This window comes from Aquiflexum balticum DSM 16537, from assembly GCF_900176595.1.
Classification (GTDB): Bacteria; Bacteroidota; Bacteroidia; order Cytophagales; family Cyclobacteriaceae; genus Aquiflexum; species Aquiflexum balticum.
The window spans coordinates 3792170-3816537 of record NZ_LT838813.1 but is presented as its reverse complement, the minus strand read 5'-3'; the positions used below and the strand labels follow the sequence as shown (position 1 = coordinate 3816537).

Sequence of the window (24368 nt, the reverse complement as noted above, 5' to 3'; positions counted from 1 at the left end):
GATAAACTTGCTTCAATCATGTTTATATATCAAGATTCAATTTTTCAGTTGAGATTTTATTTAAGTTTTTTAAGTAAATATTCCCCGTATTCATTCTTTCTCAATTGATTGGCCAATTCCAACAGCTTGGCAGAGCTGATATATCCCATATCATAAGCAATCTCCTCCAAACATGCCACTTTCAAACCTTGTCGCTTTTCAATGGTATGTATAAAATTGGAGGCTTCCAGCATAGATTCATGTGTTCCCGTATCCAACCATGCATATCCCCTTCCCATCAATTCTACCTTCAATTTTCCAAGATTAAGGTATTTTTGATTTACTGTTGTAATTTCTAGTTCCCCCCTTTTACTTGGTTTTATGTTTTTTGCAATCTCCACAACTGAATTGGGGTAAAAATATAGACCAACAACAGCATAATTACTTTTGGGTTCGTTGGGCTTTTCCTCAATACTTTTGACTCTTCCTGTATCATCAAATTCCACTACACCATATCTTTGCGGATCCTGAACATAATATCCAAAAACACCTGCATTGCCTTCATGTTCAACTGTTTCTACTGATTTTTTCAAAAGTTTAGTGAATCCGTGGCCATAGAAAATATTATCCCCCAGGACAAGACAGACCGAATCACTTCCAATAAATTTTTCTCCAATAATAAAAGCTTGGGCAAGTCCATCCGGGCTTGGTTGTTCTTCATATGAAATTTGAAGACCTAAATCAGTACCATCTCTAAAAAGTTTTTGGAAATTTGGAAGGTCATGTGGAGTGCTGATAATCAAAATTTCCCGAATCCCTGCCAACATCAATACCGATAGTGGATAATAAATCATGGGTTTATCATAAATCGCCAAAAGCTGCTTTGAGGTACCTTTTGTGATGGGATAAAGTCTAGTTCCGGAGCCGCCGGCAAGGATGATTCCTTTCATATTTTTAGATTTATGTGAGTTCTGAATGATGCTTGAAAATTATTTATACCTCAGATACCGTTCAATCAGATATTGATAGATAATGGAAATTATTTGATATTGGTGAGAAGTGGGGAATTATTCCTAAAATCATAAAGGTTTTAATATTTGCAGAGTAATATTGAAATATCAGAATTGATTTTAAGAAATAAGTCTTAAATCAACTGTAAATTTTAATAATTCTATCCACGATTCTTTCTGCCGCATTTCCATCCCAAAGGGGTATTCCCTTATAAGATTTCCATTCCCCATTAAGTAATTTTTCTAAAGGTGATTTTAGATTTGCAGGATCTGTTCCGATCAACTCATTCGTACCAAGGGTGACTGTTTCAGGGCGTTCTGTATTATTTCTCATCGTAATACATGGAACATCCATCACGGAAGCCTCCTCAGTAATTCCACCGGAGTCTGTGATTACACCAAGCGCATTTTTCACTAAATAATTAAATTCCAAGTATGACAAGGGATCCACCATCCTCAATCTTGAGTTCATGATACCTATCTTCTCCAGATTTTTAGCAGTCCTAGGATGAACCGGAAATACTACGGGAAAATTACCTGTTCCAATCATGATGGCATCTATCAAAGCTTTCAGTTGCTGCTCTCCATCGACATTTGCAGGTCTGTGCATGGTCATGACAAAATAGTTTTTTGACTTAAGGTCATCGAACATCTCTCCTGCCGGACTTACAAATCTATCTTGATTGGAAAGCAGTGTGTCTATCATGGTATTCCCCACAAAATGGATTCTATTCTCAGCTACTCCTACTGACTTTAGATGTTGGTTCGCAACTTCAGAGGTAGTAAAAAAATGGTCTGTAATACTATCCGTAACAATCCTATTTACCTCTTCAGGCATACTCATATCTCCTGAACGAATCCCCCCTTCAACATGGGCTACATCAATGACCAATTTCTTTGCTGCAATAGAACAGGCCAAAGTGGAAGTCACATCTCCCACGACAATAACCAAATCAGGCCTGTTGGCTAAAAGTTCTTTTTCAAAAGCCACCATGATGGCTGCAGTTTGTTCGGCCTGACTTCCACCCCCAGCTTCCAGATTGATATCAGGTTCAGGAATATTCAATTGTTCAAAAAAATCACCTGACATTTTTTTATCATAGTGCTGACCGGTATGTACCAATCTAAAGTTTATTGCTATTCCTTTATCTTTCTTGTCCTGAATGGCCTTAAGAATTGGTGCAATTTTCATAAAGTTTGGGCGGGCGCCGGCGACGATGGTTAGATTAATCATTAAATCTATAAATAAGGTTTAACTGAAAATGGGTAGACAACAAATTATATCCACTTGGAAATCCTTCAATATTTGAGCTATATTTCCATTGATAATTAAGGGCGTTGATAAGTTGAAATTTAGAATTTATTAAGAAACTATTCCATTCATAATCAAACAGAAGTGCCATGCTTAAGTCCACCCAAGGCTTTTGCACATCTTGTTGGCCGAAAGCTCGGTAATAGAAATCCTGATGATTTTCGAGTCTTTCTAACAAAATACCTATTTTGTTGTAGTTTTTTACAATAGAAAATTCAAAAGATTGAATATTTGATCCAGTTCCAATTCCTACACCCAGGGGTTGTCCAAAGTTTACAAATCCTCTTGCACCGGAACCATGTGTGTGCCAAGAAACTCCTCCTGTTAAATCTCTATATCGAATATATCTATTTATCGACTCCTGCTGATGGGTTATTTCTCCTCTAAAAAATAATTTTTTTGAAGTATTATTCATGTCAAATAATTTATTAAAACCTAACATATAAGCTCTAGCATGTTCAGGATTTAAAAATGCTTCTCTCCAATTGAAAGCATGGTCTCTTCTTCCAAACTCAAAATAAAATTCAAATTTAGATGGCTTATTAAGATATCTTGCCGAAACAGTAGCCTGCTGATCTCTTCCTAAACCATCTCGATCAAAACCATATTTGATTTTTTGAAATGGTTCAAAAATTGGGAAATAATCCTTAAAATTATCACCTTTTTGCCTATTATATTGTTGATATGTTCTGGCAAATCCAAAATATAATCCTGGAATCCATTTTGGTTGGTAAGATAACGTAATACCATTTAGATATCTCCAATCTCCGTTAAATGGATTAAAAAAAGCTTGGTTCAATTCCTGATTTTGAGAAGGGGCGAGCCCGGAATTTTCCAACCGTCCAACAATAAGTTGACCCTCAAATTCACCAATTAAAGTTTTGGCAGGTTTTAATGTATTTAGTGTAAAATGAGGAAATCCGGGAGCATTCCGTGAGAAGGTTAAAGAATTCCATTGTCCAGGACCCCACCAAATATTTCTTGTTGAAATTCCAATTTCAAACGCCCCAAAGTAAACCAACAAACTTGACTGTCCCCACCATGCTTTTTTATATGGTCCTTGGCCAAATCTTTCAGGAGTATCAGAAAAATTCCAAAAAAAGAACCTGTCTTTAATTATATTTTCAGGTGAATTATCCGGAAATCCCAAGAATTTTTTGTTTTGGGACCATACAAACTCGGGCTGAAATTGAATTTTCAAGAAACTATTTTTTATTTCGAAACCTAATGAAAAATATTGTTGAAGTCCAACTTGAGGTATCATTAACCCATCCCCCCAACCATAAGGTCTATTTGTATTATAGACATTTTTTTGAAAAATATAAGTTGGATCAATTTTGAACTTCTTGGCATTTAATTTTACGGAATCTTGAATTTGAAGTGGCCTAAAAAAAAATGAATTATTCACAGTATTCTTATTTTCTAATTGCATTCTTCTCAAATACTCCTCCAATTGAAGTTCGCCTGCTGGATATGTTTGCGCCAAGCAAAAATTTAAAATTAAAAAAGTAAAAAAAACCAAAACGAGAACTGATTTATACAAAAAGATCCCTTTTTGAAATTGGAAAATCATAACCTTTTTAATTTAAGTTTCCAATAAAACTTTATAAGGTGTATTTGGCGAAAAATACGTTTTGGTTGGTTTATTAACCTAAAAGCCCATTCAATATTGTTTTTTATCCACCATTCAGGAGCTCTTTTAATCGCTCCTGTATAAACATCAAAGCTACCTCCAAGTCCTTGGTATAGGGCCGGATGAATTTGGTATATTTCTTCCATCAATAACTCCTGACGTGGAGATCCCATTGCAACAAAAATAATATCCGGCTTTTTCTCTTTTATGTCTTGAAATAAGAACTCCTTCTCCTCAACTGATTTGATGTAGCCATTCCTGAAATTTAAAATATTTATATTTGGAAAATTTAATTTTAATAAAGCAACAGTTTTATGAATTGTATCCTCAGTTCCACCTATTAAATAAAAGGATTGGGAATGATGTTTTTCATTTATAATATCTAACCAAAGTTCGCAGCCAGGAATTTTGACTACATCTTTAAACCCTTTGGATTTCAAAGCCCAAACAGCTCCAATTCCGTCTGGATATCCCAAATTTCTATTTATTATGGATCTTGTCTGTTCAGTTGAATGCAATATTTTTTCTGCATTTACAGCAATCAATATCTTTTTTTCTTCTAAGGCAAATTGAATTAATTCATTTCTATTCCTAGGAGCATAAATTTCAATACCATTAATAGTTTCTTTATTCATTGGATTTTTGGCTGAAATTCAAATATATTGCTAATGCATTAAACATAAATGCATTACTCCAACGCATATATGATATTTTTGAGCTGAGGCTTTTTTTTATTTGATAATAAAAAAAACCTTTTTCGTCCTGCATATTTTCAATAGTCCAAGCTATCACTTTTTGCGTCAATTCATTACATTGATTAAACTCATCAAAGATGCTAACCGTAACTAAGAACTGACCAGGACAATGGATATCTATAGGAAATATTTGATTATGGTAATATTTTGGTATGCCATTTTCAAGAAAGAAATTTGCTAAATAAAAATCATACCCTTTTTTAATGTTTTCTTTAAATGCATCGTCACTCGTGAATTTTTGATAGTAATATAATGCTTCTAAATTAAATCCAGTGTGAAAACTATCTATCCAATTTTGAACAGGAAGTAAACCATATACCCAAGATCCATTTTTATTTTGGCTATTTATTGCAGAAACAACCGCTTTCCTAGCAAGGTCTTTATATTCAATATTTTTTGAATAATGATAACCATAAGATAATAGTTTAGCACCCAACAAACTTGCATTAAAGACAGTATTATTTCCATTTAACGGACTGTAACTGATGATAACCCCTCCTTTGTGTGGAGTTCTATTCAAGTCGTTTTTCACAAATTCACATGCTGAAAGTGCCTCATTTAGGAATTTCTCCTCTTTAATAACTGCATATGCCTCAAATAAAGCAGAAGCACAGAAAGTCGTAGCAACAACGGTGGGAGTATAGGCTGGAAACAAAAAAAGCCTTCTGGCTTGCCAGTCAAAGTTATATCCCCAACATGAGTGTTTTTGATTTGGGGATTTCAATTGAATAAGCAATTCCGCTAATTCAACAATCTTGTCTTTTAAATCTTCTAAAGTTCCAAATTCAATATTTCCAGTTAGGCAAATTTTATAAAGCTGAATATATCCATTTAAAAATAATCCTATTCCCATAGAATTATATTCTTTTGGAACTAGAAGTAACTTTCTTAAGTTAAATGGATTTCTTTTAAAACTTTGAATCCAAATTAACCTTGCCAGATCCCAATGCTTAAGCGGTGTGGCTTTAAATACTTTGGAGTTCAGTCCGTCATATGGATCCCAACCTTTATAGCCTTCTTTTTCGCAATATGAGCGAAGCTTGTTAAAAGATTCCTTCAAATTAAACTTGTATATATTTCCCTGCATTTTGTATTGACTCAATCGCTTTAAAAGTTGATTTAGTAACTGAATAGATTTCTTCAAAACTTATCGGAGATTTGCCACTTTTTTTTATTCCTTCAACAAATTCGCTAACCATTTCTTTTTGCCCTTTATTCTGATTTAAAAACGAAGCTTTTTTTACTTTCCCTTTTGAATAAACTTTGAGGCTTTTAAAATCATTTAAAACAGCGGATGATCCTGATGAAAAAACCTCAAAATATTCTTTTGGTAATTCTTTTGAACCATTTGAATAATAGGCAATTATACCTATTGAACCATTTTTAAACTTAATCGAAATATTTACTGTGTCATTCAAATTAAAACTATCAGGCAATGTCATTGCTGACACCATTTCAGGCAAACTTCCACATATATATGTCATAAAATCAACAAAATGACACACTTCTCCAATTATCCTGCCTCCTCCAATCTCAATATCCTGTATCCACGAATCAAATGGAATAATCCCGGAGTTAATTCTATATATCATAGACATAGGTCCATGAGGAATTCCATCTTTAATCATTTTGCTCAAAGGCGAAAATCTTCTATTGAATCCAACCATCAAGGAGGTTCCTGAAATTTCATATGCGGATTTTATGGCTTCCAATTCTGATTCAAGAAGGCAAATTGGTTTTTCTACAAAAACATTTTTATTTGATTTTAATGATTTTAGTACATAGTATGCATGGGAATCGTGCCGCGTAGCAATAAAAACCGTGTTCGTTGATTTTTCGAAGATCTGATCTTCATGGGATGCACTAAAATTAAATTTATATTTTTCAGCTACCCTTTTGGAAGTTGTTCCCGAATTTGTTAAAACACCAATTTTTGAAATATCTTTTATTCCATTTAAGTTTGGAAGAAGGTTACCTTGAGCATAAGATCCCGCTCCCACAAATGAAATATTCACCTGACCCTCTATCTTTTTTTCATTGGTAATTACCTTTTCTCTGCTGTGCTTTTTTTCAAAATCATATTTTAACAAGATGCCTATATAGGGTTCATTTTTATTGACAACTAAATCAAATGCTTTTGGAGCTTCAATAAAAGGAAATTCATGCGTTGTTAAGAATCCAACAGAAATAATTTTCCTTTCCAATAAATTTTGGAAAGCTTGCATATTTCTCTTTTGAGTCCAGCGAACATATGCCAGAGGATAATCTAAGCCCTTTTCTTCATAATTTAAATCATATCTTCCTGGACCATAAGAACATGCCATTTTCAATTCCAATTCCTTTCTGTACCAAAAAGGATCTCTGTCAAAGCCGGTTGGAACTGCACCTAAAACAATTACCCTACCCTTCTTCCTTGCCACAGCACCAGCAAAATTTATAGGATCAAGACTTTGGGTTCCTGCTGAAATAATTACTGCATCGGCACCATATCCATTTGTTAAGCTTTGAATTTGATCCTCTAAACCACTTTCATTTCTTGGATAGCCAAAATCGACGACATTATTTTCTAAAGCAAACTTAACCGCAGAATCAGAAACGTCAACTCCAATTACCTTTACGCCTGAAGCTTTCAATAAAAGACTTGCGAGCTGCCCTAACAATCCTAAACCGATTATCACGCAGGATTCTCCAAGTCTTAAATCAGCTTGCCTAACTCCTTGCATTGCTATTGCGCCTAGTGTATTGTATGCGGATTCGGCCAAATTTGCATCATCTGCTAATTTTACGCATAGGTTCACCGGAATTGAGACAATTTCAGCATGATTGGCAAATCCAACTCCTGCACAAGCCACTAAATCTCCGATTTTAAATTCTTGTACATCAGACCCAACCTCAACAACTTCACCCGCACAACTATAACCCATAGGCGAGTATGAATCCAGTTTTTTCATAACAGCCCTATAAGTTTGAATTGGACCTTGTTTCTTCAAAGTATCAAGAACTAATTTCACTTGTTGAGGCCTTTCTGCAGCTTTTCCGATTAGGCTTTTCCTTGCCGCTGATACAGTTGAACCTTCCGTTCCTGCACTAATTACAGAAAAATGGTTTTTGACAATTACCATTCCCTTTGAAATCTGGGGATATGGAATTTCTTGAATTACCATTTCACCTGAACCTAATTTTTGTGTAACTTGTAACATTATTAATATTTTTTTCTATCATTTAAAATGGGAAAAGGACCGTTCAATTCTTTTAAAATTTTTGCAGGATTACCACCAACAACAGTATTTGGAGGAACATTCCTAGAAACTATAGACCCTGCGGCAATTACAGAATTATCTCCTATTATAACATTCCTCAGAATAACTGAATTGACTCCAACAAAAACATTATTTCCAATAATTACCTCCCCATACCCAAAATCATTAATATCAATCATCCTACTAGCACCATCATGAGAAAGGATTTTTACGCCACTAGTAATTAAACAATTATTTCCAATAACAATTTTTCCTCTATGGGTGTCAATTTTAGCTCCAAAACTAATCATTGTGTTACTCCCGATTGTAACACCTCGCATCCTAAGGTAATTTTGATATAAAAATCTTATCAATTCGCTCAAATAGTAAAATATTATTTTCATATTTTATTTTATTCTTTAGTAATTTCTTTATAAAAGCTGATAATCTCTCCACTTTTTTTCTCCCAAGAGTTAGATTCACCTAATGCCCTATTATATTCTCCCATTTCAATTAAATCAAATTTATTTGAAGTGATTTTAATAATTGCTTGAATGATGCTTTCCTCATCAAAATTTACCGGGATGAAACCAAATGGATTATCCTTTACAAAATCAATTAAGTCACCATAAGGGTTAATTAATATTGGCCTACCCAAGGCAAGGTAATCACCAATTTTATTGGGCCATCCTGCAAGGGCATTTTCATTAACTTTCCTTATCATAACAAAAACATCTATCTCCTCCAAAACACTGGTATCATTCAAATAATCTATCCATCCTTTTTCAATCAAAATTTTATCAAGTCCATATTGTTTTTTCTTCAAAGGATTTAGAATATTTCCAAAACCTAAAAAAATTACTTTTTCTTTAATTCTAACATCGGAAAGAGAGTTGAAAAAAGGTATCATTAAATCCAATTCGGTATCTGCCATTCCAATGTATGCCAACTTAATTTTTCCGGTTCTATCCGGTAAAGGTTTTTGGTATTTCAATTTTGAAGTCAAAGCTCCTCCATGAATAATCTTAACATTTTTTATCCCTGTTGATAATGCTTTATTAAACATCCAATTTGAAAGGACTATAACTCCATCTGCTTTTTTTTTGCTTTTTATTTCAAGCCATTTTTCAAGTTTTCCATAAAAAATCCTGAAGTACCATGGCTTTTCATTGTAATAACCACCGTCCCCATAAAAATCCCACCATTCTGTTAAGTGGATTGAACCAAACAGGAATTGATTAATAAATGCAGGAAAGTTAGATGGCCGATGACCGCAATCTGAAATTATTAAATCAAATTTGTTAAATCCTACAAATACCGTTTTAAAAAATAAACTAAATATACCGAATCCTGAAGCTTTTAGTTTTAATGGAAGGAGATCAGGAAAAACGTAAATCAAAACTCCGTCTATTGTTTTTTTTTCAAATTTTAAAAATCTTCTTTGAAAAGAAGTGGTCATAAATGTCACAGAATGGCCCAATTTAGACATTCCTGAAGCTAAAAAGAATGACCTGCCCCAACCATCTTTTCCTTCCACTCCCCTATGGACATATAGAATTTTTAATTTTCTATTTGCCATACTACCCTTTTTACATAATCGACATACGAAATTAGTATTCTGACCATTTTGGCAGATACATTTGGCATACTATAATCAGCAACCTTCCTAAAATTTCTATTATCACCTATTTTCTGTTGTTCAAGTTGAGAGATGCCTTGGATAATCCTTTCAGTATTCATCCCTACCATCATTACAGATGCCTCTTCCATTGCCTCAGGTCTTTCGTGAGCATCTCTTATATTCAATGCCCTAAAGTTCAAAATTGATGATTCTTCCGAAATAGTCCCGCTATCTGAAAGGACTGCAAATGAGTTCATCTGCAAAGCATTATAATCAATAAATCCAAGCGGTTTTAATAGTTGAATTAAGGGATGAGTTTCAATTCCTTTCGATTCTATCATTTTTCTTGTCCTTGGATGGGTACTGACAATTATAGGATATTGATATTTTTCAGCCAAGAAATTAAGACTTTCAATCAATCCCTTAAAGTTTTTTTCATTGTTTATGTTTTCTTCCCGATGAGAAGATACCACAAAGAATTTTCCTTTTTTCAAACCTAACCTTGATACAACATTGGAATCAATAATTCTGTCCAAATGAAAATTCAAAACCTCGTACATTGGCGAACCAGTTTTGATAATCCTGTCAGCGGAAATCCCTTCCCGCAAAAGATACTCTCTCGCTATATCACTATAAGTAAGATTGATGTCCGAAATATGGTCAACAATTTTTCTATTAGTTTCCTCTGGCACCCTTTGGTCAAAACACCTGTTTCCCGCTTCCATGTGGAAAATGGGGACATGTCTCTTTTTGGCTGGAATGGCACAAAGACAACTATTAGTATCTCCCAAAACCAAAAATGCATCGGGTTTTAATTGTTCCAACAAAGGGTCAATTTTAATTAAAATTTGTCCCACTGTTTCTGTGGGTGTTGCACCAGCTGCATCCAAAAAATAATCCGGATTTCTGATTTGAAGATCTTCGAAAAATATTTGATTCAATTCATAATCAAAATTCTGACCGGTATGAACCAAAATATGATCAATAGCTTCTGATTCATCTAAGGCAGTCAATACCCTTGATAATCGAATGATTTCTGGCCTGGTACCGACTACGGTCATTACTTTTAATCTCTTCATATACGTTTTATCAGGTTTTTTATTTTAGATCCAAAAAATTCAAACGTTTTCAAAATAGGTGTCTGGATTAGATGGGTCATAATGCTCATTTATCCAGAAAATAGTATACAGTTCTTCATCTCCAATGTTTTTGATGTTATGAGTATACCATATAGGCATATCGACATAAGCAGGCTCATTTCCATCCAAATAATAATTGAAAACCTTGTCAGTGCCTATTTTCCTGAGTTGGATCAAGGCCTTACCTTTGATAACTGCAAAACGCTCTATTTTTCTGGTGTGAAAATGGTTTCCCCTTGTAACTCCAGGTAAAGTAGTAGAAAAAGAAACCTGTCCTCCAATTCCCAATCGGATAACTTCAACAAAAGCACCCCTTGCATCTTTGTGTTGGGTAAATTTTCGCGGAAAGTAATTTTCAATATCCATATAGCACCTATAAGTATTGAACAGGTTATGTTCAAAAGTACCTGAAATTTGTGGAATCACACCCAATTCTTGATATTCAGATTTGAACTTTTGAAGCATGAACAAAATTTCAGAAACTTTTGCCTCAGCAGTATGTTCCACGAGGATTGAGGTACCTCCTTTTCTTGCTCTGATTAATTTAATGATAGTATTTACTAACTCACCGACATAAATCAATTTCAAATCTCCATCTACCTCTATTTTAGGAATTTCACCTCTGCTTATCTGGTGAGCGAAAGTAGCCACAACTGAATTATAAAATGGATTTCCAAATGGTCCAAAAACATTGGGGATAATCAAACCAGAAAAAACAGCATCATTCTTTTTTGCCCAATCAGCCAAAAGTTTCCTTCCCGCTTTCTTTGATTTTCCATAGAGATTATCTTTTTCCTCCTGGGTTGAAGATGAAATAAAAACATGGGGATTTCTTCCTGTCCTTTCAAAAGAGCTTATTAGTCGTTGAACAAGTTTAATGTTTGTGGAAAAAATTACCTCCGGATCATTGTGTCTGTTAAGGGCTGCCAAATGAACAATGACATCGCATTTTCGCACAAATGAATCAAGAAGTTCTTCATCTAAAAACCAATCTCTATTAAACTCAATTCTCTCAAATTCATCGGGAAACAAACCCAGAGCATTAAAAAGGTGGGTTCCAACAAAACCATTTTGTCCGGTAATTCCAATTTTTTTAGCCATATTGATATTAATCCGGATATTGTTCGACGTTAGTTTCTCCCAAGATCTCTTTTCTTATGATAGGGAGTTTGAAAAGTAATTTTTTCATTCCCTCAATATCCAACCTTCCTGTATTGTGGGAGTGATATTCTTCAAAATTAGAAACATTTGGTTCTCCCTCTGAAAAAAATTGGGCATAGTTAAGGTCTCTTGTATCAGCAGGAATTCTATAATAATTACCCATGTCTATTGCTTTAACCATATCCTCTCTGTTGACCAAGGTTTCATACAGCTTCTCTCCATGACGGGTTCCTATGACTTTTATTTCATTGGATGCACCATACAATTCTAAAAGGGCTTTAGCCAAAACTTCGATAGTAGCCGCCGGAGCTTTCTGAACAAATAAATCCCCTTGCTGACTATTTTCAAAGGCGAACCAAACCAGGTCAACAGCATCCTCCAGAGTCATCATAAACCTTGTCATATTGGGATCTGTGATAGTTAAAGGATTTCCTGATTTTATCTGGTCAATAAATAAAGGTATCACAGAACCTCTTGACGCCATAACGTTTCCGTATCTGGTTCCACAAAAAATTGTTTTTGCATCATCAAGGTTTCTTGATTTTGCAACCATTACCTTTTCCATCATCGCTTTGGACATCCCCATAGCATTGATGGGATAGGCGGCTTTGTCTGTACTTAATACCACCACTCTATTTACTTCAAATTTCTCGGCTGCTGAGAGGACATTGTCAGTGCCCAGAATATTGGTTTTAACTGCCTCAAGAGGGAAGAATTCACAGGAAGGAACTTGTTTCAAAGCAGCTGCATGAAAAATAAAATCCACGCCTTTTACAGCATTTTCAACGCTAGCTAAATCCCTTGCATCTCCAATATAAAATTTGACTTTTGGATCATTGATTTTCTTCCTAAGGTCATCTTGTTTTTTCTCATCTCTACTAAAAACTCTGATTTCAGTAAACAAATCAGAATTTTTAAATCTATTTAAAACTGCGCTACCAAAGGATCCTGTTCCACCGGTAATTAAAAGGGTTTTACTTTGTTTTTGTGTCATTTACCTTATTTATAAAATTAATAATTTTTTCCCCTGCAATTAAATGCGAATATTCCCTATTTAATAGTTCTCTGCCTTTTTTTGCAACCTCAAGAGCAAAAGGATAATTTTTTAAAACAAATTCAATTTTATTAGCATATGAATTAACGTTTTCAGGTTCCACAAGAAACAGGTGCTCACCATCTTTTACAAAATTTGAAATTTCACCCACATCTGTCGTGATTATTGGGGTACCAGAAGCCAAGTATTCCCCAACTTTAGTTGGAAATCCTCCGGTAGCCCTAACTGTATTTGGCTGGGAAGAAACCAGAATCATAGACTTAGACAAAATGAATGGTACTTCATCATAATAAGCAAAGTGAAAGCTAACTCTATTTCCTAAATTCAACTCACTGATTATTCCTTCAAGAAGCTTTTTTTCAGCTTGATTTGGCTTCCCAAATAATTTGAGTTTAAAAGTTGGAAACTTTAAACTCACTTTCGCGAAAGCTTTAATAATTAAATCAACATTATCCTTGGACAATTCCATGTTTCCCATATAACACAATGAATCTTCTCTATAATTTTGACTAGAATCTAAAAACCTATCGGTATCGGTTATGGTGTTTAAAAGTAAGTGGGGCATTGGTCTATTTAAAATATTTGAATAAAATTCTAAGAGTTTATCAGTCATTGAAATAAAACCATCAACAAACCTGAAAATTAAGCGGTAGCTTTTCTTTTTGATTAAACTAATGTCGCTTTTAAGGTAATGTCGAATTGGAATTGGGAATTCATCGAAAATGAAAAAAACGGGAATGCCTAGTATTTTAGAAAAAAATGATACTGGACCAAGAACAAGGGGATTGTCATTACTAATAATTATGGAATCATATTTTTTTCTATTTTTTTTTAAATAAACCAATGAAAATACTAATCCCAAAAAAAAATGAATCCCCCTTATAAGAATAAAACGATTATACTTTGCAGAAAAAGGTGAAATAAAGTTCAAATCTTTAGGCCAATTTGAATTTGATTCCTTTTTTGAATAAGGATAAATCGAAAGAAGATCAACATTTACCCCATTAATCACCATCCCTTTGCCATAAGCAACCATCCTTGTTGTCGGTGCGAGCCCGCTAGGTAACGGGAAATAAGAAAAAACAAGTATTTTCAATGTTTTATGTTTTTAGGGATAAAAGAAGTAAAAAACAATAAGCTTGCAACTAAGTTGCTTTCTATTGGATTTGAGATAAACATAATTAACAATGCAAAAAAAATAAATATGTGTTGAAATAGTCCATATTTTGGGAATAAATTTCCTCTTATCCAATAAAATATAGTCCATAAAAATGTGGCTAATCCTAATGGACCCCATTTATATAAAATATCTGAAACACCACCAACACCTACTATTTTAATAGAAGACACATATGACTTTTTATCTTCAACAACGCCAAATCCTAAAGGATAATCTATTGTTTTGACAATATTTATCAACAAATAAGAAAGTCGGTTAGCTTCAAGTCTATCAGTAATTTTCTGATCATGATAAATTTCAGAATTAGTTTCTTCTATATATTCTTCGATTTTTGGTATCAAAAATTCACTGTAAATGAAATTAGTATTGAATATTAACAGCAGTCCAATAATTGAAAATAGAAAAATTAATCTTTTCTTATTTAATGAAACTGCAAAAAGGAGAAAAATTAATGATATATATCCAGCAGTCGAAACTGTGGTAATTATTGCTAAAATGTAAAGAAGAATTCTTTTGGTAAAAAAAAAGCCTGATTTACTCCAATTATATATAATCATAATCACTGATGACATAGCAAATGCTCCGGGCTCCCACATAAATCCTGAATTTCTCCAATCATCTCTCCCTGAATGAGTATAAAAAAAGGAATACCAAAAATCTTTCTGGGCATCTTTCTGTAAAAAAACTTCGTGGGTGAAAGGTTGGAAAACAATTTTCAAGTCATGAAAAAAGGATGGAAATAATAGGTTAAAGGGGAAAATAATCAAAGCAATAAATGTCAAAGAAAAAATTAATTTTTCAAATTTTTCCCAAAAATGTCCATTCCACAAATTTACAAGAAAAAACCCAATAGAAATCCTTAACACATATCCACTAAAAGTAATTAAACTAAATGTAGTCCTATTAAATCCTATTGATAGAATATTAATTAAAGTCCAAATCAATAAGACCTTTATCAATATTTTAGAGTTTCCAAAATTTTTATTGTAGAATACTATATAAAGAAAAAGGAAAGAAAAAATCAAAAAAAATGCTTTATCGACAAAAAAGAAACATGATGCAAACAATGAAACACTGATGAATAGAATTATGGAATGTTCAAAAAATCTATTGATCTTTGAATAAAAGATAATACTCTTTATTTGTTCCATATGCCTGAGGCTGTTTGATTCAATAATTTTTTAATTTGAATCCTAGGCCAAACCATATTAATTCCAGCAATAAAAATCATTGAAACAATCACCCCTTCCAATCCAATCCAAAGTCCTAACAAAATTGCCATTGGAATATGAATGAGGACTTCAACAAACATAAACAAAAATTGCAATTTCAATTTTCCACTTCCATTTATAAAGCTACCATATATCGTCCATTGCATATAAAAAATATAATATACGCCCATTAAAATTAGAACAGAAAAATTGTATTTCACCTTTTCCCCTAACCATAAATGATAAATCATAGGGCCGACAACAACAAGTAATGCTGTTAAAAAAATAAAAACAACCCAAACCAAATTAAGCTTTCTTAAATTTAAGCTAACCCAAGAAAAATTCTTTGTGAAAAATGCCTCAGAAGAAGCTGACCAAAATGGAGTCGAAATTAAATACAATACAGTGTTTAAAATACCTAAATATTTAAATGCAATATTAAACTCTGTAACACCACTAGGCCCAACCGTATGAGCAATAATTATATTGTTTGATTGAAATAATAGAAGTGAAGTTATCTGAACTGCAAAAAACATGTATCCTAGGCCAAGCAATGGTTTTACCAAGTTTTTATTAAAAAAAGAAAATTTTGGAGCAATATTTTTAAACTTAAATTTAAATACAGCAAGATTTGCAAATATCATTACCAACAATGGTGCAATCGAAATAATAATTCCTAAAAATACCAGCGAAAGGTTAATATTGAATTTAACAAGAATAAAAATACTCAAAAACCCTATTATTTGTCCTGAAATATTAACAAAATAAGCAGCTTCAGGTTTTTGAGCCCCTAATAGAACTGAATTTACAAGCCTAAATAAAAATTGAATTGAAAATATAATTAAAACCCAAAACATTAATTTGGACAGTTCATTTGACATGCTTATTGGGGCATTTAATACCCTATGCCATGAAATCAAGGGGATAATAAATATTGATATTAAGACTAAAAAAAGTACAATTACTAATATTGAAAAATAAGCTGTACTGATATATGCTCTAGCTTTCATTTCATCATTAACAGCCAAACTTTCTGAAACCTTATTCCTAAGTCCATGACCTAAACCGATATCTAAATATCCAATCCAGGAAATCATCGTGGTTATAGTCAGCCAAATACCATACCTTTCTGTATCGAGCACACTAATCATTAATGGCACATATAATAAATTTATAATAATACCAATGAAATTGAAAAGCAATAATAAAGAAATACTTTTTGAAAGCTTTCCCTTCACAAGGGAATTAAAAAAACTAACCATAATTTATACTTGAAATTAAAATAGTTTTTGATTTTTATATTTTCAATACTTTGAAATAAGGGATATTTTATAAAAATAAATTCGCTTTCATTTGAAATAAAATAGCAGATTTCTTTAAGAAATTTATTTATTTAAAATCTAATTATTCCAACCCTGAAACAGGGTGAGAATCACGAGAATAAATAGAAGAATGGGACAGAACTTTTCTAAGTTTGGGATGTCATATTTGATCTTTTCTTGGAAATGATTTTAATGACCTGTTCCTAAAAATTTATTTAATATCCAAAAAGCAGAGGAATAATTTATTCAAAAATTATTAAATAGTTATGAACTTCTCTAATACCATTCAATAGATTTAATTTATCCTTTCAAATAATTAGATTTTGGTGGAATTCAATATTTTCTACAACCTTAATTTTTGAAGGTAAGCAGTGGGAAGTTCACAACTTCTTTTTGTGAATCCTTTTAATCGAATGCTTTTTTAAAAAGTAAAAAAATATTTTCGGAATCACTCCCAAAAAAGAACCATCTGAATCTTGTTTCCTAGCAAAAACAGTAAAGACTCAGAGTCCAAAAAACCCAAGTGATAAATATCAGAAAATTTTTCACAAATAGCCCTTCTAAATATTTTGTTATTTTAAACGGAAAAAATGCATTTGAAATAATATGTTTTTTTCTCAAATCAGGTTTATTTTCAATAAGGAATAAACTTGCTAAGTCACAAATCTCCACACCTGCCTTTGTGGCATCAAAAGCATTTTACTGATTCTCCGATATTGTCATCTATAATTGTTCTTGGATCGGCTATTTATATAAAGTCCGAATCAAATTCTGTTTGAAGCAATACTTCTTCAAAGTCTTTCAAAGCCAAAATACAGTCCTCAAAATTCTTAAAATCGCAATTATTCAAATTGATTTTTTTATTTTGAAAGGCAAAGTGAAGTTCTTTCTTTTCCCTATGTAAAAATCATGCAAGCTGAAAATTTCACTTATCTAATGAAAATAGACTCTATATATCTTGAGCCTTCTCTTACAAGAAATTTTTTGTTTTAGATTATTCTTGGTCTATTTTAAATCGGTTTAATCAAAGCCTAGCATCAACTTCCTCTTTTTTTAAAGTTGATTTTACATCAAAAACAACTTGTTTACTAGATTTCTTAATTGACCAACTTTTAAACTCCTTATGCGCTACAGCCAAAATAATCGCGGAATATTGGTCTAAATTTTCTTTGGTTTTACCATTGATAATTTCAATCCCATATTCATGCATAACCTCTGCTGGATCTGCCCAATGGTCATAAACGTCCACATCCATATCAAAAGATTTCAACTCTTTATAAATATCGATAACGCGGGTATTTCGGACATCTGGGCAATCTTCCTTGAAGGTAAATCCTAGAATAAGTACTTTGGAGTCAATAACCTTTAAATCCTTACGCATCATATGCTTGATCACTTCAGTGGCCACATGCTTGCCCATGGAATCATTTAGTCTTCTTCCCGCAAGGATTATTTCCGGATGATAACCTACTTCCTGGGCTTTTTGAGCTAGGTAAAAAGGATCAACCCCTATACAATGACCTCCAACTAATCCGGGCTTAAATGGAAGAAAATTCCATTTGGTGCCTGCAGCTTCCAAAACTTCCTGGGTATCAATACCCAAAAGGTTAAAGATTTTTGACAATTCATTTACAAAAGCAATATTGATATCTCTTTGGGAATTTTCAATCACTTTGGCAGCTTCCGCCACTTTGATAGAAGAAGCTTTGTGGGTTCCTGCCGTGATGACAGATTTATACAACTGATCCACGTATTCTGCCACTTCAGGCGTGCTTCCCGAAGTGACTTTTAGGATTTTGGTTACTGTATGTTCTTTGTCACCCGGATTGATTCTCTCAGGGGAATAGCCCGCAAAGAAATCCTCATTGAATTTTAAACCTGATACTTTTTCCAATACTGGAACACACTCGTCCTCGGTTACACCAGGATATACTGTGGATTCATAAATGACAACATCGCCTTTTTTAAGGATTTTACCGATCATTTCTGAGGCCTTCAACATGGGAGTCAAAACAGGTTTGTTGTGTTTGTCCGTGGGTGTCGGTACCGTAACGATGTATATATTACAGGAAGAAATAGGTATAATGGCATCTGAAACCAGAAGTCCTTTTTTCTTTTCTTCCAATTCAATGACTGTTTTTACCAGGACTTTTTTAAGGTCTTCATCTTCAACCTCGAGTGTTCTGTCATGACCTTTTTGTAATTGATCCACTCTTTTTGGGTCAATGTCATAACCCACCGTAGCAAATTTTTCCCCAAAGGCAACCGCTAAAGGTAGTCCAACATAGCCCAAGCCAACTATTGCTATTTTTGATTCTGAAAGTGATTTTAGCATGATCTAAATAAAAATGATGTAAAGTGAATTATTTAAAGATTGTTAAATACCAATTCCATAATGAGTAAAACCTATCTCGGAAAGGTAACTTTTTTCGTAAATATTTCTTCCATCAAAAACCACTTTATTATGCAATAACTTGGCAATGGCTGACCAACTTGGGATTCTGAATTCTGACCATTCTGTAACTAGCAATAGGGCATCAGTATCTACGCAGGCATCATAAGCGTCTTTGGCATAAGTTATTTTATCTCCCACATAAATATGCTGGGCTTCTTTCATCGCAATGGGATCATAGGCTTTTACTTTGGCACCTGCCTCTATCAATTCATCGATAATGACTATAGCCGGTGATTCCCGCATATCATCCGTATTGGGTTTAAAACTCAATCCCCACATCGCAAAAGTTTTTCCACTTAAATCATCCCCGAAATGTTTTTTGATTTTTTTAACCAGAACATGTTTTTGATCATCATTTACATCTTCTACCGCCTGTAATACCCTAAGATCATAGCCATACTTTTTGCCGGTTTTGATAATGGCCTTGACGTCTTTTGGAAAACAGGATCCACCATAACCAACCCCGGGATAAATAAACTTATTGCCTATTCTAGGGTCAGCCCCGATACCTTTTCTTACCATATTGGCATCAGCACCTACCAACTCACATAAATTTGCAATATCATTCATAAATGAAATTTTGGTAGCCAACATCGCATTGGCTGTATATTTTGTCATCTCAGCAGATGGGATATCCATATATATAATTCTATCCCCATTCAATTGAAATGGCTTGTATAAACGCTTCATGATTTCTTCTGCCCTTTCATCATCTATTCCGATGACAATTCTATCAGGCTTCATAAAATCCTCTACTGCTGCCCCTTCCTTCAAAAACTCTGGATTGGAAGCAACTGCAAATGGTAAATCAGAACCTCTTTCATCCAAGGCTGATTGGATAGCAGCTTTTACTTTCTCACCTGTGGTTACCGGAACCGTACTTTTGGTGGCTACAACAATATAATCTGTCATTGTCCTACCGATTTCATCTGCAACGGCCAATACATATTTCAAATCTGCTGAACCATCCTCTCCCGGAGGTGTTCCTACTGCAATAAATGCCACCTGAGATCCTTGTATAGCTTCACCCAAATTAGTGGAAAACTGAAGCCTTCTACTTGCAAAATTTCTTTTGACAATTTCTTCCAAACCAGGCTCATAAATTGGCATGATACCATTTTTAAGATTGTCGATCTTTTTTTGATCAATGTCAACACAAACAACTTCAATACCGACTTCGGAAAAACATGCGCCTGATACCAAACCAACGTATCCTGTACCTACTACTGTAATTTTCATTTTATAAAAGTTTAAAGATTAATAATTTAACTACTGATTTTTCAAAAGATTGAAATCCAACAGAAATTTCCATTGAGATAGATTTTTATATTTTGGGTAAATTGAATTGGGTGAACAATTAATTATAAGGCAAATAAAACAATTTATAAATACATAAAAAAGAAATTTGAATATTTTTTTTTGTATTTCAAATAAAATATGTGACTATCGACATGTTCATTTAAGATAATCTTTCTAATTTTTTAATATTCCATTGTTCCTTCAGACCAATCAAAAACTCTCTACCAAAAATATACCCAAAGGCAACAATCAAGCCTAGAAATAAAAACACAATAACTATCATTGGTCGCTTTGGAGCTGATTTTTCAATAGGAATTGTCACAGGTTGAATGATAGAAAAAATGGGTGTGTCTTTACTCACCTGAAGTTTGGCCTGTTCCAATTGCTTGGCCAATTCAGTGTAAATATTAAAAGCAAAATTGTATTCAGACTCTAATTTTTCCAACTGATTCAAAACTAATGCAGAAGAAAGATTTTGATTTTTATCTCTAAAGTTGGCCAATTTTTTTTGAATTTCTTCAAATTCAATTTTCTTTTCTTCAAACCTTTCTTCAGTATATTTCAATTGTTCTCTTGCATTTTGAATTTTAAATTCAATGACCTCCTTTTGAAGCAACTCCTCAGCATATTTTGCCATTTGTGCCGCCATCAAAGGTTCCGGCATAGCAAAAGATAAGGAAACAAATCCTTCTTTTTCATTGTATTGAATAGAAATTTGTTTATCCAATCTTTTAAAATGCTCAAATTCTTTTTCAGAAATATTGATCAGACCGAAATCATTAGAAGAATTATTATTATATTTATTTGCTTTGAAATTTTTTATCAATAAACTAGGTAATCCTATTGTATATTTTCGAATTAATGGTATCAATCCAAGTTGATAAACACTATCATAATAATATTCATATGTAATTGGTTGGCTGTTGCCTTGGAAATAGAATGTAGCATTCAGCAAATCTTTCCTGAAGTTTACCGAAGAAACAATTTTCGGATAAAGACTTGGAGGAATTTCACTTCCTCCTGACAATCCTCCCAAATTAATCCCCGCCAATGAAGCAAGCCCACCTAAATTCCCTCCAATATTGGCCTTTTCCGTAGTTTGTGGGACAAAAGTAGAACCTGCTGTATATTCATTTTTCAAAACCAATGCAATCAAAACACCTAATATTGTAACCACAACAGTAATTGAAATAATTAGCTTTTTTTGATCCCAAGCAGTTTTTGCTAACTCCAACAAGTCAATTTCATCATTATTCGACGAAGTAGGATTTTTGGGTTTTTCCATCTATCTTAAATATTAAGAAATTATTCTATATTTTTATTGAACTATATTATTCAACAATAAACCCAATGTCGCTAGACTAGTAGCAATTGCTAACCAGCCTTGGATGGACATTGGGTCTCTGTCTGGTTTAGCAGGAACAATGATCTCCGAACCAGGTTCTAAAGAAGGATATATTTTGAAAAATAAAATATTTGAAGTCCGCTTTACATCTCCATTGGCATATACTACGTAAGACCGTTTTTTACGGGATTTGTCTGTAAATCCACCTGCCCTTGATATATAACTTTTGAAACCTGCATTTTCCCGGTATCTAGAAGTAGTCGGGAACAATACTTCACCCCTCATCCTAACTGTCTGCAATTGTTTGGGAATACTTAAAACATCTCCTTCTTGAATAATCAAATCATTTGGCCCACCAGGATTTTCCATAATTGCAGATAGATTGATACCAATCATATCTTGGGTTTTAATTTTAACTACTTCTTCCCCCTCTTCATTGACCAAATTCTCTATGGTCTCTCTCCTAAAATCGTCAATTAACAAGCCTCCTTGTTGATTGGATAAGTCTCCACCCCTTTCTGTAATTTTTTGATCTATTCTGGAAAGCAATATTTTTTCTGCCTCAGTCGTATCTCTTTTTATCCTTTGTAGATTTTGCTTGACTTCTGTCAAATTCGTTGATTTTATCTGATTGTCACTTGGACTGGAATAATACTCATTCCTTCTGATCAAAGTGGCACCTTTAGGGTAGGCAAACTTGTTTAATCCGCCTGACCTTTTCAATAAGTCAGAAATTCTTTCATTGGCATGGGCAATGGTATATTCACCTGGAAAGAAAACCTCTCCTTCCACCCTTACCAATCTTTCTCTCTGGAAACCCGGACTTCTCCGCACAATGACATGGTCAAATGGGGTAAGGACCATATCCGCGTTATCACCGGTTATTTTGAGATTTCTGTCAATATCTATATGGAAAATTTCGGCCAACTTTCCTGAAACATCATCTTTTACCCTTCTGGCAATTTCAATCTGTGCGGATGTTGCCGATTCCTTAAAGCCTCCTGCCCTCAACACCAAATCAGCAACTTTCATATTCTCTCCAAAAGCAAATGCACCAGGCTTATTTACTTCCCCGCTTATAATCACATAGAATTCTTCACGCAGATCATAAATGCTCGGAATATTCAAAACATCTTCTCTTTGAAGGACAATATCCTCTTCCTCACCATTCAAAATGGCCCCAATATTTACCGTAACAATTTCCAGTGAAAAATTCGATCTTGTTCTGAATAATGCCGCCCGATTCATGAAAGCGTCATCTCTCAGACCCTCTGCCTTATTCACTAAATCTTTTACGCCCATTCCCGGCTCCAAAGCAAATGTTCCGGGACGCATCAATGCCCCTGAAACCTGCACCCTGTTTTCATACCGGTCCAATAATTCTCCAAAAATGAACTTATCTCCTTCCTTTGGTGAAAAGGAACCAAAATTCTGTCGGTCAATATTTTCAACCTTAAACTCTTTTTCAGTGGTCCTGAAAACAGTAGCGACGCCAGGATAGGCTAAACTGCCAAATCCTCCTGCAAATCGAATGAGGTCCTCAAGATTTTCATCATTTTTCATTTCAAACAGTCCCGGTCTTCTGACAGGTCCTGAAATCTCAACTCTCTTCTCGACAGGTGGTATTAAAACCACATCATTGTCTTCCAGTCTGATGTTGGCGGATTGGTTACCATTGACCAAAAAATCATAGATATCCATTTCAGAGACCATTTTGCTGTTTCTGTAGACTCTTATATTTCTAAATGAACCGTTTTGTTTTATGCCACCAGCAGCGTAAAGTGCATTGAAAACACTTGCAAATGAAGAAAGTGTATAATTCCCCGGTGCGAAAACCTCTCCAACCATTGAAATCTGAATTGATCGGATGTTGCCGACTCTCAATTGCATAAAGGTATTCGGGGATGAACCTCTTAAACCCGAATAAATATTACCTAAGGTATTTGTCAACCTGCTTGTAGCCGCCTCAACACTAAGTCCTGCGAGATTGATAGGTCCAACGTTGGGAATAAAAACCATTCCTTCACTATTGATATTTAAATCATAAGTGAACTGGGAAGCTCCATAAATATCTACCAACAACTGATCTCCTGATCCCAAGATATAATTCTTTGGAGTTGGGATGTTCAGATTGGGAGAAAAAGTAAGCTCGGAATTTCTAAACAATGAATAGCCAAATATTTTTTCCTCCTCTTCTGTAAGTGGTTCCTCTTCTTCGATTTTTTCAATTCCAAAATCGTCTTCCTGAATCCATTGTCTACTTTGAGATGTTTGGGGACTAGTGGAATCAGATTGTATTGCGCCTTTATTTCTGATCTGATTTATTCTTATTCTAAGTTTAGCAACTTCGGTAGCAGGCATGCCTCTTTCTCTTGCCATTGCCTCAAGCTGCTGTTCGGACATTCCGGAAGTTTCAGCCCTTTTGATCAACTGTTCAATTTGAGCATCAGTTAAGTTATCAACTTTAACGTTCTGAATATCTGAAAGAGATTGTCCATTGACTATGCCTACCGCTACAACAAATAGCAGTAGTGTTAATGATAATTTGATAAATTGAAATGCTTCCCTAAAGTTGGTCGTCATATGTTTATTTTTTCTTTTTCGAAAGAATGTTGATTTCAGTTTTGATTTGACTATGGAATGAGAAATATTG

General features: G+C 33.9%; 18 protein-coding genes. All 18 read right to left on the bottom strand.

All coding sequences use genetic code 11. The annotated features are described in order from the left end of the window. Positions 1-56 precede the first annotated feature (56 nt). A complete protein-coding gene (rfbA, locus tag B9A52_RS16010) occupies positions 57-929 on the bottom strand; it encodes a glucose-1-phosphate thymidylyltransferase RfbA (protein WP_084121428.1) in 873 nt (290 codons plus the stop codon). A 199-nt stretch (positions 930-1128) separates the two neighbouring features. Further along, entirely contained in the window at positions 1129-2223 is a 1095-nt protein-coding gene (wecB, locus tag B9A52_RS16005; RefSeq protein WP_084121427.1) for a non-hydrolyzing UDP-N-acetylglucosamine 2-epimerase, read from the bottom strand. Further along, entirely contained in the window at positions 2216-3874 is a 1659-nt protein-coding gene (locus B9A52_RS16000) for a capsule assembly Wzi family protein (protein WP_084121426.1), read from the bottom strand. Before B9A52_RS16000 ends, wecB (B9A52_RS16005) begins: the two co-directional genes overlap by 8 nt. Beyond that, positions 3871-4569 carry a WecB/TagA/CpsF family glycosyltransferase gene (locus tag B9A52_RS15995; RefSeq protein ID WP_084121425.1) on the bottom strand — a complete coding sequence of 233 codons (699 nt, stop codon included), beginning with the start codon at positions 4567-4569 and terminating at the stop codon, positions 3871-3873. The genes B9A52_RS16000 and B9A52_RS15995 overlap by 4 nt, the downstream gene beginning before the upstream one ends. Beyond that, complete coding sequence (locus B9A52_RS15990; protein WP_231955257.1) at positions 4562-5791, bottom strand: delta-aminolevulinic acid dehydratase; 1230 nt, start codon at positions 5789-5791, stop codon at positions 4562-4564. Before B9A52_RS15990 ends, B9A52_RS15995 begins: the two co-directional genes overlap by 8 nt. Next, positions 5751-7889 (bottom strand): bi-domain-containing oxidoreductase, encoded by a 2139-nt coding sequence (locus tag B9A52_RS15985; RefSeq protein WP_084121423.1) that lies wholly within the window; start codon positions 7887-7889, stop codon positions 5751-5753. The genes B9A52_RS15990 and B9A52_RS15985 overlap by 41 nt, the downstream gene beginning before the upstream one ends. 2 nt (positions 7890-7891) lie before the next feature. After that, positions 7892-8332 carry an acyltransferase gene (locus tag B9A52_RS15980; protein WP_084121422.1) on the bottom strand — a complete coding sequence of 147 codons (441 nt, stop codon included), beginning with the start codon at positions 8330-8332 and terminating at the stop codon, positions 7892-7894. Positions 8333-8340: 8 nt separating this feature from the next. Continuing rightward, entirely contained in the window at positions 8341-9507 is a 1167-nt protein-coding gene (locus B9A52_RS15975) for a glycosyltransferase family 4 protein (RefSeq protein ID WP_084121421.1), read from the bottom strand. After that, a complete protein-coding gene (wecB, locus tag B9A52_RS15970) occupies positions 9489-10628 on the bottom strand; it encodes a non-hydrolyzing UDP-N-acetylglucosamine 2-epimerase (protein WP_084121420.1) in 1140 nt (379 codons plus the stop codon). Before wecB (B9A52_RS15970) ends, B9A52_RS15975 begins: the two co-directional genes overlap by 19 nt. A 39-nt stretch (positions 10629-10667) precedes the next feature. Next, complete coding sequence (locus B9A52_RS15965; RefSeq protein WP_084121419.1) at positions 10668-11789, bottom strand: polysaccharide biosynthesis C-terminal domain-containing protein; 1122 nt, start codon at positions 11787-11789, stop codon at positions 10668-10670. A 7-nt stretch (positions 11790-11796) separates the two neighbouring features. Beyond that, on the bottom strand, positions 11797-12843 hold the full coding sequence (locus tag B9A52_RS15960) for a polysaccharide biosynthesis protein (protein WP_084121418.1): 1047 nt from the start codon (positions 12841-12843) through the stop codon (positions 11797-11799). Next, complete coding sequence (locus tag B9A52_RS15955) at positions 12824-13999, bottom strand: glycosyltransferase (protein ID WP_157370181.1); 1176 nt, start codon at positions 13997-13999, stop codon at positions 12824-12826. The genes B9A52_RS15960 and B9A52_RS15955 overlap by 20 nt, the downstream gene beginning before the upstream one ends. Beyond that, positions 13996-15234 (bottom strand): hypothetical protein, encoded by a 1239-nt coding sequence (locus B9A52_RS15950; RefSeq protein ID WP_084121416.1) that lies wholly within the window; start codon positions 15232-15234, stop codon positions 13996-13998. The genes B9A52_RS15955 and B9A52_RS15950 overlap by 4 nt, the downstream gene beginning before the upstream one ends. Continuing rightward, positions 15222-16556: an oligosaccharide flippase family protein gene (locus B9A52_RS15945; RefSeq protein ID WP_084121415.1), complete on the bottom strand. Its 1335-nt coding sequence runs from the start codon at positions 16554-16556 to the stop codon at positions 15222-15224. Before B9A52_RS15945 ends, B9A52_RS15950 begins: the two co-directional genes overlap by 13 nt. 1084 nt (positions 16557-17640) lie before the next feature. Further along, positions 17641-18951: a nucleotide sugar dehydrogenase gene (locus B9A52_RS15940; protein ID WP_084121414.1), complete on the bottom strand. Its 1311-nt coding sequence runs from the start codon at positions 18949-18951 to the stop codon at positions 17641-17643. A 42-nt stretch (positions 18952-18993) separates the two neighbouring features. Further along, positions 18994-20310: a UDP-glucose dehydrogenase family protein gene (locus B9A52_RS15935; RefSeq protein WP_084121413.1), complete on the bottom strand. Its 1317-nt coding sequence runs from the start codon at positions 20308-20310 to the stop codon at positions 18994-18996. A 220-nt stretch (positions 20311-20530) separates the two neighbouring features. After that, positions 20531-21655 (bottom strand): Wzz/FepE/Etk N-terminal domain-containing protein, encoded by a 1125-nt coding sequence (locus tag B9A52_RS15930; protein ID WP_084121412.1) that lies wholly within the window; start codon positions 21653-21655, stop codon positions 20531-20533. A 33-nt stretch (positions 21656-21688) separates the two neighbouring features. After that, positions 21689-24298, bottom strand: coding sequence for an SLBB domain-containing protein (locus B9A52_RS15925; protein WP_157370180.1), 2610 nt, complete (start codon positions 24296-24298; stop codon positions 21689-21691). Between the last annotated feature and the right edge of the window lie 70 nt (positions 24299-24368).